Below are 15,770 nucleotides of genomic sequence, written 5' to 3'. Positions count from 1 at the left end.
CTTAGGCGGTTTGTGGCAGCGGATTGGCTACCGAGCACAGGCGGATAGAGTCAGCCAGCACGTCGATGGCGCGTGGGCGAGGGAAGCTCGCGCGCCAGGCGATGGCCACGGTGCGGAACGGCACTGGCGCCGTCAGTGGGCGCACTTCGAAAACGCCGGGGGCGTAGTGGTGGCTGTCGACGGCCGAGAACGGCAGGATCGAAATGCCCATTCCGGAGGCGACCATATGGCGAATGGTTTCCAGCGAGCTGGATTCCACCGTGGTGTGCTTGGCGTGCTCTTCGCCGCCTTTGCGCAGCGTGGGGCAGGCTTCCAACACCTGGTCGCGGAAGCAGTGGCCTTCACCGAGCAGCAGCAAGCTTTTGTCGTTGAGCAGTTCGGCGTCGATGGTTTGCTTGGCGGTCCATGGGTGGCCGCTAGGTAGGAGCACGTAGAAGGGCTCGTCGTAGAGCACTTTGGTCAGTACGTCGGCTTCCTGGAACGGCAGGGCGATGATGATCGCGTCGAGCTCGCCGTTACGCAGTTTGTCGCGCAGCACGTGGGTAAAATTTTCTTCGATATACAGCGGCATCTGCGGCGCGACACGGTGCAGTTGCGGAATCAGGTGCGGGAACAGGTACGGGCCAACGGTGTAAATGGCGCCGACTTTGAGCGGAGCGGCCAGCTGGTTTTTGCCGGCCTGGGCCAGCTCACGAATGCCTTGGGCTTGTTCCAGCACTTTCTGCGCCTGGGTGACAATGCCTTCCCCGACTGGAGTGAGGCGCACGGCGCTTTTGCTGCGCTCAAATATCAGGATGCCCAGCTCGTCTTCCAGTTTTTTAACGCCGACCGAGAGGGTGGGCTGGCTGACGTGGCAACGCTCGGCTGCGCGCCCGAAATGCTGCTCTTGTGCCAGGGTGACGATGTAGCGCAGTTCGGTGAGGGTCATAGTGTTTATCCATTGATTTGCGCCAGAGCATAGCGGTTGTATTCAATGGAACCAACCCGCACGGCAGGTTAAATGTGCCCGATGATTCGGGCACTCTCTGGGTGCGGGTCCGTTAAGGCTGAGGGTTTCGTACTGCAAAAATCGCTATCGGCGATCCAGCGAGTAAACGAAGGGCGCGACCACCTCAACGCTGTTGCCATTAAGGATGTCTTCCGGCGGCTTGGGCAGCGGCTGGGCGCGACGGATCATGGCAAGCGTGGCGCGGTCCAGCGAAGCGTTGCCGGAGGAGCCGGCGAGCGACGCGCTGAGCACCTTGCCGTCGGCATCGACAGCGAAGCGAATGCGGCTGGTGCCTTCGGCGCCACGGCGGCGGGCGTCGTCCGGGTAACGCTTGTAGCGCGCCAAGTGGCTGAGCAGTTTGCTCTGCCAGGTGATCTCGGCCTGCGACGGTGCGCTGGTGCTGCTCGGTTGCGGCGCGGTTGGCGCAGCGGGCGGCGCCGGTGGCGCGGGCGGGGCATCGGGCACGGGCTGCTCAGCCGGTTTTTCCGCAGGCTTGGGCGGCTCGACCGGTTTGATCTTCGGCTTGGGTTTGGGCTTGGGCTTGGGCTTTTCCAGCACGATCTTGGGCTTCGGTGCTTCCACCACTTGCGGAATCGGCTCGGGTTCCGGCGCGATGATTTGCGCCGGAGCCGGCGGCGGAGGCACCACTTCGGGCAGCGGCGGCAGTTCGATCATCATGGCTGGCGGCGGCAATTCCACGGGAATCGCCTCGGCCTTCCAGTACAAGGCCCACAGACCGATACCGATATGCAGGGCGAGCACCAGCAGCCAACTTACCGTCCAACCGGAAGCTTTGCGCAGCGTGAGGGTCATTTCTGCCCGACCGCCTCAAGGCCGACCAGGCCCACTTTGAGGTAACCGGCAGCGCGCAGGCTGTTCATGGCGTCCATCAGATCGGCGTAGTCCACACCTTTGTCGGCGCGGAAGAAGATAGTGGTGTCCTTCTTGCCTTTGGTCTGTTGGTCGAGCGCCTGGCCGAGCTGTTCTTTGGTGACTTGCTGATCGCCGAGGTAGAGGTTTTTGTCCTCTTTGACGGTCAGGTACACCGGCTTGTCGGGGCGCGGTTGCGGCTCGGCGCTGGAGGCTGGCAGGTCTACTTTGATGTCCACGGTCGCCAGCGGCGCAGCGACCATAAAGATGATCAGCAGTACCAGCATCACGTCGATAAAGGGCGTTACGTTGATCTCGTGAGATTCGACCAGATCATCGCCGCCGTCGTTGAGGTGCAGGCCCATGTCAGCTCACTTTTACCGCGTGCGGCTGGCTGCGTTGCTCAGCCGGCAGGTGGTCGAGGTCACGGCTAACCAGCAGCAACACTTGCGCCGAGGCGTCTGCCACCTGGGCTTTGTAGCCAGTGATGGAGCGGGCGAAGACGTTGTAGATCACCACCGCGGGAATCGCTGCTACCAGGCCCATGGCCGTTGCCAGCAGGGCTTCGGCGATACCCGGTGCAACCACGGCGAGGTTGGTGGTTTGCGATTTGGCGATGCCGATAAAGCTGTTCATGATGCCCCACACGGTGCCGAATAGGCCGACGAAGGGCGCGGTGGAACCAATGGTGGCGAGCACGCCGGTGCCCTGGCTCATTTCGCGACCGCAGGCGGCGACCAGGCGCTCCAGACGGAAGCTGACGCGTTCCTTGATGCCTTCCTTCTCGCGGGCGTTGGCCGACAGGCGCATTTCTTCCAGGGCGTCGTGAACCAGTACGTGGGACAGGCTGCCTTTTTTGTCCGCCTTGTCGGCGGCGTCTTTCAGCGAGCGGCTCTGTTTCAGCAGGGCCAGCTCACCGCGCAGGCGGCGTTTGGCGCCGATCAGCTCGAAGCCTTTGGCGATCCAGATGGTCCAGGTGATGACCGAGGCCAGGGCCAGACCGATCATCACGGCTTTCACCACGTTGTCGGCGTTCTGGTACATGCCCCAAGGCGACAGGTCGTGAGCGAAGGCGAGCTGGTCGTCGGCGATCAGTTCGTTGGCCTTGGCCAGGTCGTCCAGCGCCTGGGTCACTTCCTGCGGCGAGGCGCCGTTGGCTTCCAGGGTTTCCTTGGTGGCGGCGCTGATCTGCTCGGGCGTGGCATCCGGGCCGAGGCTGGCGATTTTCTCGCGCAGGGCAGCGGCAGCGGGCGTCTCGGCAGTGGGCGCCGGCACGGCGGCGGTGGCCGGAGCTGGCGCGGTGGCTGCGGGTGCAGTCGCGGGAGTGGGTGCCGCAGCGGCAGGTTCTTCAGCGAAGCTGCTTACGGGTAGCAGCAAGCTGAGCAACAGCGCGCCAGCGGTGAGCAGGGCGCGGGGCTGCAAACGGAAAGACGGAGCGCGGTAGGCGTTGAAATTCATGCTGGCCGGACCTGAAAGGGTAAAAACGGTGACCGGAGCCCGAAGGCCCCTGGCGCAAAAGGGCAGTTAGTATTGCAAATTATTCTTGTTTGTTAAAGTGATAGTGTAACGCTTGGAGTGACCGTTGAAGTCTTTCCCTTATTTCGCGCGGCCTGCCTAGAATGCCGCTTTGCCTTGAGGTAGCCGCATGTCCGCCATTCCCACCCTGATGATTGCCGGTTGTGGCGATGTTGGAAGTCGCCTTGGTTCGCAGCTGCACGCCGCGGGTTGGCAGGTGTTTGGTTTGCGGCGATCGGTCGCAGCGCTGCCCGCTGAGATCGTGCCGGTGCCCGGCGATTTGGGCGCTGCCGATTGCCCGCCGGCGTGGCCGCACGGGGCGCTGGATTACCTGGTGTATGCCGCCGCTGCCACCGACCACGACGAAGCCGGTTACCGTCGCGCGTATGTCGATGGGTTGGCCAACACGCTTGGCTGGCTCAAGCAGCGTGGGCAGAAGCCGAAGCGGGTGATTTTCGTCTCCAGCAGTGGCGTGTATGCGCAGGACGGCGGCGTCTGGGTGGATGAGCAATCGCCCGCCGAGCCCGCCCGCTTTTCCGGCAGCATCATGCTCGAAGCCGAAAAGGTCGCGCGCGACAGTGGTATTCCCGCCACGGTGGTGCGTCTTACCGGCATCTACGGGCCAGGTCGCGAATGGCTGCTGAAACAAGTGCGCATGGGTTATCGCGTGGTCAGCGAGCCGCCGCTCTACGCCAACCGCCTGCATGCCGACGACTGCGCCGGCTTGCTGGCGTTTCTGCTTCAAGCCGACGCTGCGGGCAAGAAACTGGACGACCTTTACATCGGCGTCGACGACGCGCCGGCTCCGCTGCATGAGGTGGTGGCCTGGCTGCGCGATTACATGGGCGTGACCGACTGGGCCGAGGAATCCACGGTGCGCCGCGCCGGAAGCAAACGCTGCAGCAACGCCCGCGCCCGCGCGCTCGGTTGGGTGCCGCGTTATCCCACGTTCCGCGAAGGGTACGCCGCGGTGTTGGCCGGGCAGTGAGCACGGACGCCAACCGGCTGCTGGTGCAGCCATGGCTGGCTGGGGTCGAGCTGTTTCAGGCCGACTTTTCCGGTCAGCCGTTTGGTCGCCATAGCCACGACGCATTTGCCATCGGCGCGATTATCGAGGGCGTTGGCGGCTACCAATGCCGGGGCGCTCGACACGCGTTGCCGGCCGGAACGTTGTCGTTGATGAACCCTGAGGAACCGCACACCGGCCACGCCGTTTCTTCACGGCTGGTCTATCACATGCTTTACGTGGAAGAGGCGCGGCTGCCGGCTTTGTTGGGGCGCAAGCGCTTGCCGCGCGGCTTTAATCAGCTCAACCCGGCAGATGACGGTGCTGTTGCACGGCGTATGGCCGGCCTGGTGCGGGAGTTCGAGCGCCACGACGCGCTGGCGTTGGAAAGTCAGCTGCTGGCGGTGCTGGAGTTGGTGTTTATCCGCCATGGCGGTATGCGCCCATTGCCCATCGTGGCGCGGGACGGCGGTAGCACGGCGCGGCTGCGCGAATACCTGGAAGCGAACTTTCAGCAGGCAGTGAGCCTGGAGCAATTGGCGGCGGTGGGTGAGCGTCATCCTCGGCATCTGATCGAGGCGTTTCGCCGCGCTTATGGCGTACCGCCGCACACGTATTTGCTGCAACGCCGGGTGCGCGAAGCCAAGCGCCTGCTGCTGGGCGACGCGCCGCTAAGCGAGGTGGCGCTGCAGTTGGGTTTTTACGATCAGGCGCACTTTATCGGGACCTTCAAACGCTTTACCGGCGTGACGCCCGGGCACTTTCGCCGCACTGCGCACACCTGATTTTTCTCCAATACTGCCCCTCTGCCTTCGCCACAGACTGGCCGCCGCGTTCATTCGGAGGTCGTCATGGTTGCGTTGTTTTTACTGGTTGCCAGCACCCACTTTGCCGCGCTGCTGTCGCCTGGCCCGGACTTTTTCCTGCTGTTGCGCACCGCCTTGTTGCAAGGGCGGCGGCAAGCGTACGGCTGCGCGTTTGGCATTGCGGCGGCGAATGTAGTGGTGATGCTGGCAGTGTTGCTGGCGCAAAGCCTGATGCCGGCAGAAGGCGGTTGGCTGTGGCGCGCTTTGCAGGCGGCGGGCGGCGCGTATTTCGTGTGGCTGGGTGTGCAGGCCTTTAAGGGGCGGCGGCAGTTGGATCTGGTTGTCGGCGGGGCGCAGGCAGCGGGGCGGTGGTGGCTCGGCTGTTGGCAAGGGTTGGCAGCCAGCCTGCTGAATCCGAAGTGCCCGATCTTTTATGCCGGTTTGTTCGGCGTGCTGCATAGCGCGTCGATGCCCGGTTGGGGACTGGCGTTGTGTATGGCCTGGATGGCGGCGGTGGTGCTGGCGTGGGATGCCGCGCTGGTGCGCCTGTTGAGTATCGAGCGGTGGCGGGTGTGGTTGCAGCGGCGGGTGGTGATTCTGGATCGGGTGTGCGGTGGGATGCTGCTGGTGTTGGGTGGTTATTTGCTTGTGGCGGCGGTGTGAGGGCTGGAAAGCATCGAGGCTGAAGCCTCTCCTACGGAGGTTGCGTGGTCTGTGGGAGGGACTTCAGGCTCGCTTTTTTAGTCTTTTTTCAGCACCCAGGTGGTCACGCCGGGAAGGTAGTCAGGCATTTCATTGGCTTGCGCCTGGTTCACGGCACGGAAGATTTCCAGCTGATCGCCCTCGCGTTTGAACAGCCACACGCTGCCTTGGTTGCCCAATTGCAGCCACAGGCTGTCGCTGTCGCCGCTCATGGCTGCGCAGTCGCCGGCCAGACACAGGGCGTAGCGGTCAGCGCCGGGCAGGCCTTCCACTTTGCCGTCCGGGTGAAACAGCACCAGGCCTTTGGCGCCAGGGCCTTTGCTGATTTTCCAGGTACCGCCCAGGTACGCCGTGTACAGCGCTTGTTCAAAGCTGCTGCCCGGTGGGGCGCCCAGAGGCAAGGTGAGGGTGGAGCGTTGGAAACGTTGTTCGGGGCCGGTTTTGCTTTCGCTCTGAACCATGCGGCCGTTTTCGACGTTCAGTTGTTCGTGGAAGTCGCCGTAGAAGTCGACACGCCATTGGCCGTCGGGCTGGCCGACGAGTTGGCCCTCGTCCAGCTCAAAGCCATTGCTGACGTTGGCAGTTTTGCGCGCGGTGTCGATGGTCCATTCCAGGTTCGGCCCGTAGGCCAGCAACGCCTCGCGCAAGTTGCCGCCCTGCGAGGCGGCATCGATGGCGGCCTGGTTGATCCAGATGCCGTTCGGGTCGTGGCTCGCAGGGCTGCTGCAACCGCCCAGAAAGGCGGCGCACAAGAGCAGGACGAAGGCGTTGCGCATGGCGGGTTCCTTCCTTGGAAAGTCCGATTACTCGATAACCAGAATGGCGTCCATTTCGACCTGGGCGCCACGCGGCAATGCGGCCACGCCGATGGCGGCGCGGGCTGGGTAGGGCTGTTCGAAGTAGCGGCCCATCACCTCGTTTACCTTGGCGAAGTGCGAAAGGTCGGTGAGGAAAATGTTCAGTTTGACGATGTCTTTGAACGAACCACCGGCGGCTTCGGCAACGGCTTTGAGGTTTTCAAACACCTGCACGGTCTGGGCTTCGAAGCCTTCAACCAGCTCCATGGTTTTCGGGTCCAGGGGAATCTGCCCGGACATGTACACAGTGTTGCCGGCTTTGATGGCTTGCGAGTAGGTGCCGATGGCGGCCGGTGCGTGTTCGGAAGTGATGACGCTCTTGCTCATGAAAAAGCTCCTTGAGGTTTTGTCCTGCCTAGCGCAGGCCGTCGTTACGAAAGGGGGTCAGGCGCGGACGCGGGAGATATGCACCACGCCTTTGAGGGCTCGCAGCTTTTTGATGACGCGGGCCAGGTGCACGCGGTCATGCACGCTGACGACCAGCTGAACCACGCTGATGCGGCCGTCGCGCTCGTCCATGCTGATTTTTTCGATGTTGCCGTCGGCGGCATTGACGCTGCTGGCAAGCAGGGCGATCAGGCCGCGCTGGTGCTCCAGCTCAATGCGCAGCTCGACGTTAAATTCGCCGACCACGTCTTTGGCCCACGACAGCTGGATGCACTTTTCCGGGTTCTGGCGGATGTCGCTGATGTTCTTGCAGCTTTCCAGATGCACCACCATGCCTTTGCCGGCAGAAAGGTGGCCGACGATGGGGTCGCCTGGAATCGGCGTGCAGCACTTGGCGTAGCTGAGCACCAAGCCTTCGGTGCCGCGAATGGCCAGCGGCCCTTCGGCGCTCGGCAGCTGTTCGCTTTCATGGGCGAGCAGCCGACGCGCCACGACATAGGCCATGCGGTTGCCCAGGCCGATGTCTTCGAGCAGGTCTTCGATAACCTCGAGGCGGTATTCGGCCAGCACGCTCTGCACCTGCTCGGCGGGCACTTTGTCGAGGTGGCTGTTAAGGCCGGTGAGCACTTTGTTCAGCAGGCGCTCGCCCAGGCTGATGGATTCCGAGCGACGTTGCAGTTTCAGCGCGTGACGAATGTGCGTGCGGGCCTTGCCGGTGACCACGAAATTAAGCCAGGCCGGGTTCGGACGCGCGCCGGGCGCCGTGACAATTTCCACCGTGGCGCCGCTTTGCAGCGGTTCGGACAACGGCGCCAAGCGGCGGTTGATACGGCAGGCGATGCAGGAATTGCCGACGTCGGTGTGCACCGCATAGGCAAAATCGACGGCCGTAGAGCCCTTGGGCATCTCCATGATTCGGCCTTTGGGCGTGAACACGTAAACCTCGTCCGGGAACAGGTCGATTTTGACGCTTTCGATAAATTCCAGCGAGTTGCCGGCGCGCTGCTGCATTTCCAACACGCCTTTGACCCATTGGCGGGCGCGGGCGTGGGTGCCTTTGGGCTGGTCTTCGTCGTTGGATTTGTACAGCCAATGGGCGGCGATGCCATTGTTGGCCATCTCTTCCATTTCGCGGGTGCGAATCTGGATTTCAATCGGCACGCCGTGCATGCCGAACAGCGTGGTGTGCAGCGACTGGTAGCCGTTGGCTTTGGGGATCGCGATGTAGTCTTTGAAGCGCCCGGGCAGCGGTTTGTACAGGTTGTGCACAGCGCCGAGCACGCGGTAGCAGGTGTCGACTTTGTCGACGATGATGCGGAAGGCGTACACGTCCATGATTTCGTTGAACGCCCGGCGCTTGCCACGCATCTTTTGGTAGATGCCGTACAGGTGCTTCTCGCGCCCCACCACTTCGCCTTCCATGCCTTCGCGTTCGAGGCAGTGGGTCAGCGACTCTTCAATCTTGTTGACGATTTCCTTGCGGTTGCCCCGCGCGCGTTTCACCGCCTGGCGAATGCGCTCAGAGCGCATCGGGTGCATGGCCTTGAAGCCCAGTTCTTCAAATTCCACGCGCATGCTGTGCATGCCCAGCCGGTTGGCGATGGGGGCGTAGATTTCCAGGGTTTCTTTGGCGATGCGCCGACGTTTTTCGCCGGCCAGCACTTCCAGGGTGCGCATGTTGTGCAGGCGGTCGGCGAGCTTGACCAGAATCACGCGAATGTCGCGGGCCATGGCCATGGCCATTTTCTGGAAGTTTTCGGCCTGGGCTTCGGCCTTGGTTTCGAAGTTCATCTGGGTCAGCTTGCTGACCCCATCGACCAGTTCGGCGACGGTTTCGCCAAATTGCGCGGTGAGCGCTTCTTTGGCGATGCCGGTGTCTTCGATGACGTCATGCAGCATCGCAGCCATCAGGCTCTGATGGTCCATGTGCATGTCGGCGAGAATGTTGGCCACCGCGAGCGGGTGGGTTACGTAGGCTTCACCGCTGCGGCGGCGCTGGCCGTCGTGGGCTTGCTCTGCGTAAAAGTAGGCGCGGCGAACAAGGTTGACCTGTTCACCGCCCAGGTAGGTCGACAGTCTGTCGGCGAGGGCGTCTATGCTCGGCATGGGATTGCCCCGTGCCAAGCGCAGGTTCGCGCCGCGTCGCTTTGGTTAGACAAGCATCGACCTGGCATAGGCTTAGAGGGCCTCGTTGGCCTCTTCCTCATAAGTAGCGAAGAGCGGCTCGTCGTCGACGATTTCGTCGGCAGCGATCACGTCATAGTCAACCAGACCGGCAGCGATTTCGCGCAGGGCGACTACGGTAGGTTTGTCGTTTTCCCACGCTACTTTCGGCTCTTTACCACCGGTAGCCAGTTGGCGGGAGCGCTTGGTAGCGAGCATGACCAGCTCGAAGCGGTTATCAACGTTGTCCAGGCAGTCTTCAACGGTAACGCGGGCCATGGTATTCCTCGTAGCGACAGGTACTTAAATAAGAGACGTGCAAAAAACTTTTGCCCAGATGGGCGAACGAACTGTGCAGTCTAAAAAATAACCAGCCGTTAGGGAAGCGCAGATTTTCCCTACGCAGCCCGACGGCAAGCTTTATTCCCTACGCCAACAGCTCAATCAGCAGGGTTTTATGCCGTTGTTGCTGAACGTCCTGACGCAGATTGTTGGCGCGGAAGATGGACTTGAGGTCTTCTAGGGCGGCCGCGAAGTCGTCGTTGATGATCAGGTGATCGTACTCAACGTAGTGGCTCATTTCGCTGACGGCCTCGCGCATGCGCGTTTCGATGATCTCTTCGCTGTCCTGGCCGCGGTTGTTCAAGCGCTGGCGCAGCGCTTCCTGGCTGGGCGGCAAAATGAAGATGGAACGGGCGTCGGGCAGCAGGCGGCGCACTTGCTGGGCGCCTTGCCAATCGATTTCCAGAATCAGGTCGAAACCTTCGGCCAGGGTTTTTTCCAACCAGCGCTGCGAGGTGCCGTAGAGGTTGCCGAACACTTCGGCGTGCTCGAGAAAGTCGTTGTGCTCGAGCATTTGCAGAAAGCTTTCACGGCTGACGAAGTGATAGTTCTCCCCGTCAACTTCGCCAGGGCGCATGGCGCGCGTGGTGTGCGACACGGAAACGCGAATGTGCGGCTCGGCGTCGATCAGCGCCTTGACCAGGCTGGTTTTGCCCGCGCCCGAAGGTGCGGAAATGATGTAAAGGGTGCCGGTGGTGGCGTGCATGAGAGGGTCCGCCTTACTCGATGTTCTGTACTTGTTCGCGCATTTGTTCGATCAGCACTTTGAGGTTTACCGCCGCTTGAGTGCTGCGGGTATCAAAGGCTTTGGAGCCGAGCGTGTTGGCTTCGCGGTTGAGTTCCTGCATGAGGAAATCCAGGCGTCGACCGGCGGCGCCGCCGGCTTTGAGCACGCGGCGCACTTCGCTGACGTGGGTAACCAGGCGATCCAGCTCTTCGGCCACATCACTCTTCTGCGCCAGCAACACCAGCTCTTGTTCCAGGCGATGTGGATCGAGTTCAGCCTGCATTTCGGCGGTGCGGTCGAGGATGCGCTGGCGCTGGCCGGCAAGCATCTGCGGCACCAGTTCGCGCAGGGAGGCGACTTCGTCGCCAATATTGTCGAGACGGTCGCTGAGCAATTTGGCCAGCTCGGCACCTTCGCGGGCGCGACCGGCTTTGAGTTCATTCAGCGCGTCATTGAACAGGGCGAGTGCGGCGCTGGTGAGGGCTTGCGGGTCGGCGGCGTCGGCTACCAACACGCCGGGCCAGGCGAGCACTTCGAGCGGGTTCAGCGGGGCGGGCGAGGCAATTAGACGCGCCACGCTTTCAGCGGCCTCGACCAATTGCGCGGCGCGCTCGCGGTCCACTTGCAACGGCTTGCCGGCGGTTTCTTCCGTGTAGCGCAACGTGCATTCCACTTTGCCGCGCGACAGGCCTTGGCGCAGCGCATCACGCACGCCGCCTTCTAGGTCGCGGAACGACTCGGGCAAACGCAGATGCGGTTCCAGATAACGGTGGTTAACCGAGCGCAATTCCCAACTCAGCGTGCCGTTGGCAGTGGCCCGCTCGACGCGGGCGAAGGCGGTCATGCTGTGCACCATGGGAAGACCTCGCAAAATAGGACTGATCAGCGGGCGGTGGGAAAGTGGCGGGCTACGCGGCAATTTCACACGGCCTATAAAGGCGCAGGATTGTAGCGCAGTGCGTCGTTCGCTCCCAATTTGGCGTGTGAGTGGCGCGCGGCCCCCCTATAATGCCGAGCAGATTTCCCGTCCCGAATAGGTATTCCTGATGAAACGTCCGAGTGGCCGTGCCGCTGACCAGCTGCGCTCGATCCGCATCACCCGCAACTACACCAAACACGCCGAGGGCTCGGTGCTGGTGGAGTTTGGTGATACCAAAGTGATCTGCACAGTAAGTGTGGAAAACGGCGTGCCGCGTTTTCTCAAGGGCCAGGGCCAGGGTTGGCTGACCGCCGAATACGGCATGTTGCCGCGCGCCACGGGCGACCGTAACCAGCGTGAAGCCAGCCGCGGCAAGCAAGGCGGCCGTACCCTGGAAATTCAACGTTTGATTGGTCGTTCACTGCGCGCCGCGCTGGATATGTCGAAACTGGGCGAAGTAACCCTGTACGTCGACTGCGATGTGATCCAGGCCGATGGCGGCACCCGCACTGCGTCTATTACCGGCGCGATGGTTGCCGTAATCGACGCATTGAAAGTGATCAAAAAGCGTGGTGGTCTGAAAGGTGGCGACCCGCTCAAGCAGATGATCGCCGCCGTTTCGGTGGGCATGTATCAGGGTGAGCCGGTGCTGGACCTCGATTACCTCGAAGACTCCGCCGCCGAAACCGACCTGAACGTGGTGATGACCAGCCAGGGCGGCTTTATTGAAGTACAAGGCACCGCCGAAGGCGCGCCGTTCCAGCCGGAAGATTTGACCGCCATGCTGGCGCTCGCGCAAAAAGGCATGACCGATCTGTTCGAAATGCAACGCGTGGCGCTGGCCGATTAAGCCCGTCTCGCTCAACCCGCAGGCCAAGGAGAAGCAGCATGACCGAGGATTTGGAACCCATAACCACCCCTGACAAAGACGCGCGTCAGTGGGCTATGTTTTGTCACTTTGCGGCATTTCTGGGCATGATCTTCCCGTTCGGGAATCTGCTCGGGCCGTTGATTGTATGGCAGCTAAAGCGTGAAACCGCTGCGTTTGTCGACGATCAGGGCAAAGAGGCGCTGAACTTTCAAATTACGGTCGCGCTGGCCATGCTGGTTTGCTTCCTGCTGATGTTCGTGTTTATCGGCATCATCCTGATCTGGGTGGTGGGCATTGCAGCGTTGGTCCTGACCATCATTGCCGGCATCAAGGCCAATGAAGGCAAGGCGTACCGCTATCCGTTCTGCTGGCGCCCGGTTAAATAGGCATATCGCAGACGCAAAAAAGCCGGCAGTGATGCCGGCTTTTTTGTGCCCGCTGGGTGCGGGTCAGACGCTGAGCGTCCAGTCGTAATCGACGATCAGTGCCGCATGCTGCGAAAACCGAGGCTGACGCGGCAACCGCGCGCCGCGCACAAAACGGCGCAGGCCGGTGGTGAGCAACTGGTAGTCGTAGCGATAGCCAAGATTCAGCAGTTCGGCTTGCTCGCTGTTAGGCCACCAGCTGAACTGGTCGCCTTCGCGATTCACTTCACGCAGGGCGTCGACGTAACCCATGGTGCCGATAATCTCGTCCATCCAGGCCCGCTCAGGCGCCAGGAAACCAGGCTCTTGCTGGCAGTCGCGCCAGTTTTTCACGTCCAGTTTCTGGTGTGCCACGTAGAGCGAGCCACAGTAAATGTACTCGCGGCGCTTACGCCGTTGCTTATCCAGGTACTGGGCGAAATCGTCCATAAACTTGAATTTCTGATTCAAGTTTTCATCGCCGTTCTGCCCGGTAGGAAGCAGAAGCGTGGCGATACTTACTTTGTCGAAATCGGCCTGCAGATAGCGCCCGTAGCGATCAGCTGTCTCGAAACCGAGCCCACTGATCACCGCCTTGGGTTGCAACCGCGAATACAGCGCCACACCACCTTGGTCTGGTACTTCTGCGTCGCTGGCATAGAGGAAATAGCCATCCAGTTGGAGGGCTGGGTCGTCCAGTTCAAAGGCGGAGGCACGGGTGTCTTGCAGGCAGATGACGTCGGCATTCTGCGCTTGCAGCCAACTGAGCAAACCACGCTCGACTGCAGCCTGAATACCATTCACGTTCACACTGATGATCCGCATAAATGGCCCCCAAAAACACGTGCGTGTATGATACCCGAGCTCATCCTTATTAGCTAAACCCACAGCTAAATCCGTGTGTTTTGGGGCTTTTTATGCAGGCGTACCAGCGCGACTTCATTCGTTTTGCCATCGAGCGCGGCGTGCTGCGCTTCGGTGAATTCACCCTCAAGTCCGGGCGCACCAGCCCCTATTTCTTCAACGCAGGCCTGTTCAACAGCGGCTCGGCGTTGGCTCAGTTAGGGCGCTTCTACGCCGAAGCGGTTGTGGCCAGCGGCATCGATTTCGATGTGCTGTTCGGCCCAGCCTACAAGGGCATTCCATTGGCTGCGACCACCGCTGTGGCGCTGGCCGAGCAGCATCAGCGCGACTTGCCTTGGTGTTTCAACCGCAAGGAAGCCAAAGACCACGGCGAAGGCGGCACGCTGGTTGGTGCGCCGTTGACGGGTAATGTGCTGATCATCGACGACGTCATCACCGCCGGCACCGCCATCCGCGAGGTCATGCAAATCATCCAGGCCCAGGGCGCAACCGCAGCTGGCGTGTTGATTGCATTGAATCGCCAGGAGCGCGGCAAGGGCGAGCTGTCGGCCATTCAGGAAGTCGAGCGTGATTTCGGCATTCCGGTGGTCAGCATCGTGTCGTTGGAACAAGTACTGGAATACTTGGCCGAAGATGCTGAACTGAAGAAATACCTGCCGGCAGTCCAGGCATACCGCGCGCAGTACGGAATTTAAGTCTCAACCATGACAGGGTGTTGTTTGCATGCTCAAACTGGACGTTATCCGCTGTTCGCTGGTCTTCAGCATGCTGCTGTACGCGGGTGCTTCGGCAGCCGATAGTGCAACACGCTTCTACCGTTACGTTGATGCCAAGGGTGTTACGGTTCTGGACCGTCAGGGCGTGCCGCCCGACCTGATTTTCAAAGGCTACGAGATACTCAACGACCAGGGTCGTGTCGTTCAGGTGGTTGCGCCTGCACCCAGTCTTGAAGAGCGCCAGCGCGCCATCGCCGACAAAGCGCGCGCCAGTTCCGATGCCCAGTTGCTGCGTTTGTATTCCACCACCGAAGACGTTGACCGCGCCAAGGCCCGCAAGCTGGCTGAGCTTGATGGCGTTATCTCCGTGGCGCGTGGCAACCTCGCTTCGCTTAAAACCCAGCAATCCAACCTGCAAGGCCAGGCCGCTGACCAAGAGCGCGCCGGCAAGCAGGTGCCGGATCACCTGGTCGCGCAAATCGAGAACATCAAGGCTGAGCAGGTTGGGCTGGAAGCTGACATCAAGCGCTATCTCGAAGGCCGCAAGCAGGCCGAGGCCAGCTTCGATGCCGACCGCGCCAGGCTGCAAACCCTGATGGGTCCGAAACAGTAGAAAACCGCGCGCAATAAAAAGCCCCGACGAGTCACCTCGCCGGGGCTTTTTTGTGGCGGTACCGCTTAGTGATGCTTGCGGTTGCAGATCAGGGTGCCGACGCCGCTGTCGGTAAAAATCTCCAACAACACGGCATTCGGCACACGGCCGTCGATGATGTGTGCACTGATCACGCCGCATTGAACGGCCTCCAGCGCGCAACGAATCTTCGGCAGCATGCCGCCATAAATAGTGCCATCGGCAATCAGGGCATCCACCTGAGCGGTGGACAAGCCGGTCAGCACATTGCCTTCCTTATCCATCAAGCCAGCGATGTTGGTGAGCAGCATCAGCTTTTCAGCCTTCAGCGCTTCAGCCACTTTCCCGGCCACCAGGTCGGCGTTGATGTTGTACGACTCGCCGTTGGCGCCCACGCCGATTGGCGCGATCACGGGGATGAAGTCGCCCTTCACCAGCATGTTCAGCAGATCGGTGTTAACCCCGACCACTTCGCCCACATGACCGATATCGATGATTTCCGGCTGGGTCATTTCCGGCGTTTGCCGGGTAACGGTGAGCTTTTTCGCACGAATCAGCTCGGCATCTTTACCGGTCAGGCCGATAGCACTGCCGCCATGGCGGTTGATCAGGTTGACGATGTCTTTGTTCACCTGACCACCAAGCACCATCTCCACCACATCCATGGTCGCTGCGTCGGTTACCCGCATGCCGTCGATGAAATGGCTCTCGATGGACAAACGCTTGAGCAGGTCGCCAATTTGCGGACCGCCACCGTGGACCACTACCGGGTTGATACCCACCGCTTTCATCAACACGATGTCTCGCGCGAATCCGGTTTTCAGCTCGTCGCTTTCCATGGCGTTGCCGCCGTACTTGATAACCAGGGTCTTGCCGACAAAACGTCGAATGTACGGCAAGGCCTCAGAAAGAACCTTGGCAACATTGGTGGCGGCATCGCGTTCGAGGGTCATGCGGGGCTCCAGCAAAACGGCAAAGCCGGCCGCGAGGGCCGGCTATACA

19 protein-coding genes are annotated in these 15,770 nt (G+C 61.2%); 7 read left to right on the top strand and 12 right to left on the bottom strand.

Annotated elements, in window-relative coordinates:
• Position 1 precedes the first annotated feature (1 nt).
• The 4 genes from ACZZ0Q_RS22550 to exbB all read right to left on the bottom strand — a co-directional run bounded on the left by ACZZ0Q_RS22550 (position 2) and on the right by exbB (position 3,316).
• Positions 2–928: a hydrogen peroxide-inducible genes activator gene (locus ACZZ0Q_RS22550; RefSeq protein ID WP_122492393.1), complete on the bottom strand. Its 927-nt coding sequence runs from the start codon at positions 926–928 to the stop codon at positions 2–4.
• Positions 929–1,072: 144 nt separating this feature from the next.
• A complete protein-coding gene (locus ACZZ0Q_RS22545) occupies positions 1,073–1,801 on the bottom strand; it encodes an energy transducer TonB family protein (protein ID WP_463540718.1) in 729 nt (242 codons plus the stop codon).
• Positions 1,798–2,223 (bottom strand): TonB system transport protein ExbD, encoded by a 426-nt coding sequence (gene exbD / locus ACZZ0Q_RS22540; protein ID WP_122492395.1) that lies wholly within the window; start codon positions 2,221–2,223, stop codon positions 1,798–1,800. Before exbD ends, ACZZ0Q_RS22545 begins: the two co-directional genes overlap by 4 nt.
• Before the next feature lies 1 nt (position 2,224).
• Positions 2,225–3,316 (bottom strand): tonB-system energizer ExbB, encoded by a 1,092-nt coding sequence (gene exbB / locus ACZZ0Q_RS22535; RefSeq protein WP_463540719.1) that lies wholly within the window; start codon positions 3,314–3,316, stop codon positions 2,225–2,227.
• 187 nt (positions 3,317–3,503) lie between these two features.
• Here exbB and ACZZ0Q_RS22530 point away from each other — a divergent pair, with 187 nt between their 5' ends.
• The 3 genes from ACZZ0Q_RS22530 (at position 3,504) to ACZZ0Q_RS22520 (ending at position 5,848) form a co-directional block, all read left to right on the top strand.
• Positions 3,504–4,361: an NAD-dependent epimerase/dehydratase family protein gene (locus ACZZ0Q_RS22530; protein WP_463540720.1), complete on the top strand. Its 858-nt coding sequence runs from the start codon at positions 3,504–3,506 to the stop codon at positions 4,359–4,361.
• Positions 4,358–5,164: a helix-turn-helix transcriptional regulator gene (locus tag ACZZ0Q_RS22525; protein WP_463540721.1), complete on the top strand. Its 807-nt coding sequence runs from the start codon at positions 4,358–4,360 to the stop codon at positions 5,162–5,164. Before ACZZ0Q_RS22530 ends, ACZZ0Q_RS22525 begins: the two co-directional genes overlap by 4 nt.
• A gap of 66 nt (positions 5,165–5,230) precedes the next feature.
• Positions 5,231–5,848 carry a LysE family translocator gene (locus ACZZ0Q_RS22520; protein WP_463540722.1) on the top strand — a complete coding sequence of 206 codons (618 nt, stop codon included), beginning with the start codon at positions 5,231–5,233 and terminating at the stop codon, positions 5,846–5,848.
• Positions 5,849–5,925: 77 nt separating this feature from the next.
• Here ACZZ0Q_RS22520 and ACZZ0Q_RS22515 read toward each other — a convergent pair whose 3' ends face one another.
• The 6 genes from ACZZ0Q_RS22515 to ACZZ0Q_RS22490 all read right to left on the bottom strand — a co-directional run bounded on the left by ACZZ0Q_RS22515 (position 5,926) and on the right by ACZZ0Q_RS22490 (position 11,219).
• Entirely contained in the window at positions 5,926–6,663 is a 738-nt protein-coding gene (locus ACZZ0Q_RS22515; RefSeq protein ID WP_463540723.1) for a putative periplasmic lipoprotein, read from the bottom strand.
• Between the two features lie 27 nt (positions 6,664–6,690).
• The gene (locus tag ACZZ0Q_RS22510; RefSeq protein ID WP_108095077.1) at positions 6,691–7,071 is read right to left on the bottom strand and encodes a RidA family protein; all 381 of its coding nucleotides are present in this window, start codon (positions 7,069–7,071) and stop codon (positions 6,691–6,693) included.
• A 57-nt stretch (positions 7,072–7,128) separates the two neighbouring features.
• Complete coding sequence (spoT, locus tag ACZZ0Q_RS22505; RefSeq protein WP_463540724.1) at positions 7,129–9,237, bottom strand: bifunctional GTP diphosphokinase/guanosine-3',5'-bis pyrophosphate 3'-pyrophosphohydrolase; 2,109 nt, start codon at positions 9,235–9,237, stop codon at positions 7,129–7,131.
• Between the two features lie 72 nt (positions 9,238–9,309).
• Complete coding sequence (rpoZ, locus tag ACZZ0Q_RS22500) at positions 9,310–9,573, bottom strand: DNA-directed RNA polymerase subunit omega (protein WP_122449792.1); 264 nt, start codon at positions 9,571–9,573, stop codon at positions 9,310–9,312.
• 148 nt (positions 9,574–9,721) lie between these two features.
• On the bottom strand, positions 9,722–10,342 hold the full coding sequence (gmk, locus tag ACZZ0Q_RS22495) for a guanylate kinase (protein WP_463540725.1): 621 nt from the start codon (positions 10,340–10,342) through the stop codon (positions 9,722–9,724).
• A 13-nt stretch (positions 10,343–10,355) separates the two neighbouring features.
• Positions 10,356–11,219 carry a YicC/YloC family endoribonuclease gene (locus tag ACZZ0Q_RS22490; RefSeq protein WP_463540726.1) on the bottom strand — a complete coding sequence of 288 codons (864 nt, stop codon included), beginning with the start codon at positions 11,217–11,219 and terminating at the stop codon, positions 10,356–10,358.
• A gap of 190 nt (positions 11,220–11,409) precedes the next feature.
• Between ACZZ0Q_RS22490 and rph the strand changes: the two genes are divergently transcribed.
• Both rph and ACZZ0Q_RS22480 read left to right on the top strand, forming a co-directional pair.
• Positions 11,410–12,132 carry a ribonuclease PH gene (gene rph / locus ACZZ0Q_RS22485; RefSeq protein WP_122449789.1) on the top strand — a complete coding sequence of 241 codons (723 nt, stop codon included), beginning with the start codon at positions 11,410–11,412 and terminating at the stop codon, positions 12,130–12,132.
• Positions 12,133–12,170: 38 nt separating this feature from the next.
• Entirely contained in the window at positions 12,171–12,539 is a 369-nt protein-coding gene (locus ACZZ0Q_RS22480; protein ID WP_463540727.1) for a DUF4870 domain-containing protein, read from the top strand.
• Positions 12,540–12,602: 63 nt separating this feature from the next.
• Here ACZZ0Q_RS22480 and ACZZ0Q_RS22475 read toward each other — a convergent pair whose 3' ends face one another.
• Positions 12,603–13,382 (bottom strand): exodeoxyribonuclease III, encoded by a 780-nt coding sequence (locus tag ACZZ0Q_RS22475; RefSeq protein ID WP_122449787.1) that lies wholly within the window; start codon positions 13,380–13,382, stop codon positions 12,603–12,605.
• Between the two features lie 92 nt (positions 13,383–13,474).
• Here ACZZ0Q_RS22475 and pyrE point away from each other — a divergent pair, with 92 nt between their 5' ends.
• Both pyrE and ACZZ0Q_RS22465 read left to right on the top strand, forming a co-directional pair.
• Positions 13,475–14,116 carry an orotate phosphoribosyltransferase gene (gene pyrE, locus ACZZ0Q_RS22470; RefSeq protein ID WP_463540728.1) on the top strand — a complete coding sequence of 214 codons (642 nt, stop codon included), beginning with the start codon at positions 13,475–13,477 and terminating at the stop codon, positions 14,114–14,116.
• Between the two features lie 28 nt (positions 14,117–14,144).
• The gene (locus ACZZ0Q_RS22465; protein WP_463540729.1) at positions 14,145–14,750 is read left to right on the top strand and encodes a DUF4124 domain-containing protein; all 606 of its coding nucleotides are present in this window, start codon (positions 14,145–14,147) and stop codon (positions 14,748–14,750) included.
• 65 nt (positions 14,751–14,815) lie between these two features.
• Here the strand turns inward: ACZZ0Q_RS22465 and argB are convergent, their stop codons facing one another.
• On the bottom strand, positions 14,816–15,721 hold the full coding sequence (gene argB / locus ACZZ0Q_RS22460) for an acetylglutamate kinase (protein ID WP_108095068.1): 906 nt from the start codon (positions 15,719–15,721) through the stop codon (positions 14,816–14,818).
• Positions 15,722–15,770: the final 49 nt, after the last annotated feature.

It is taken from the genome of Pseudomonas sp. AC070, assembly GCF_979258635.1.
This window is presented reverse-complemented; position numbering and strand designations above follow the sequence as displayed.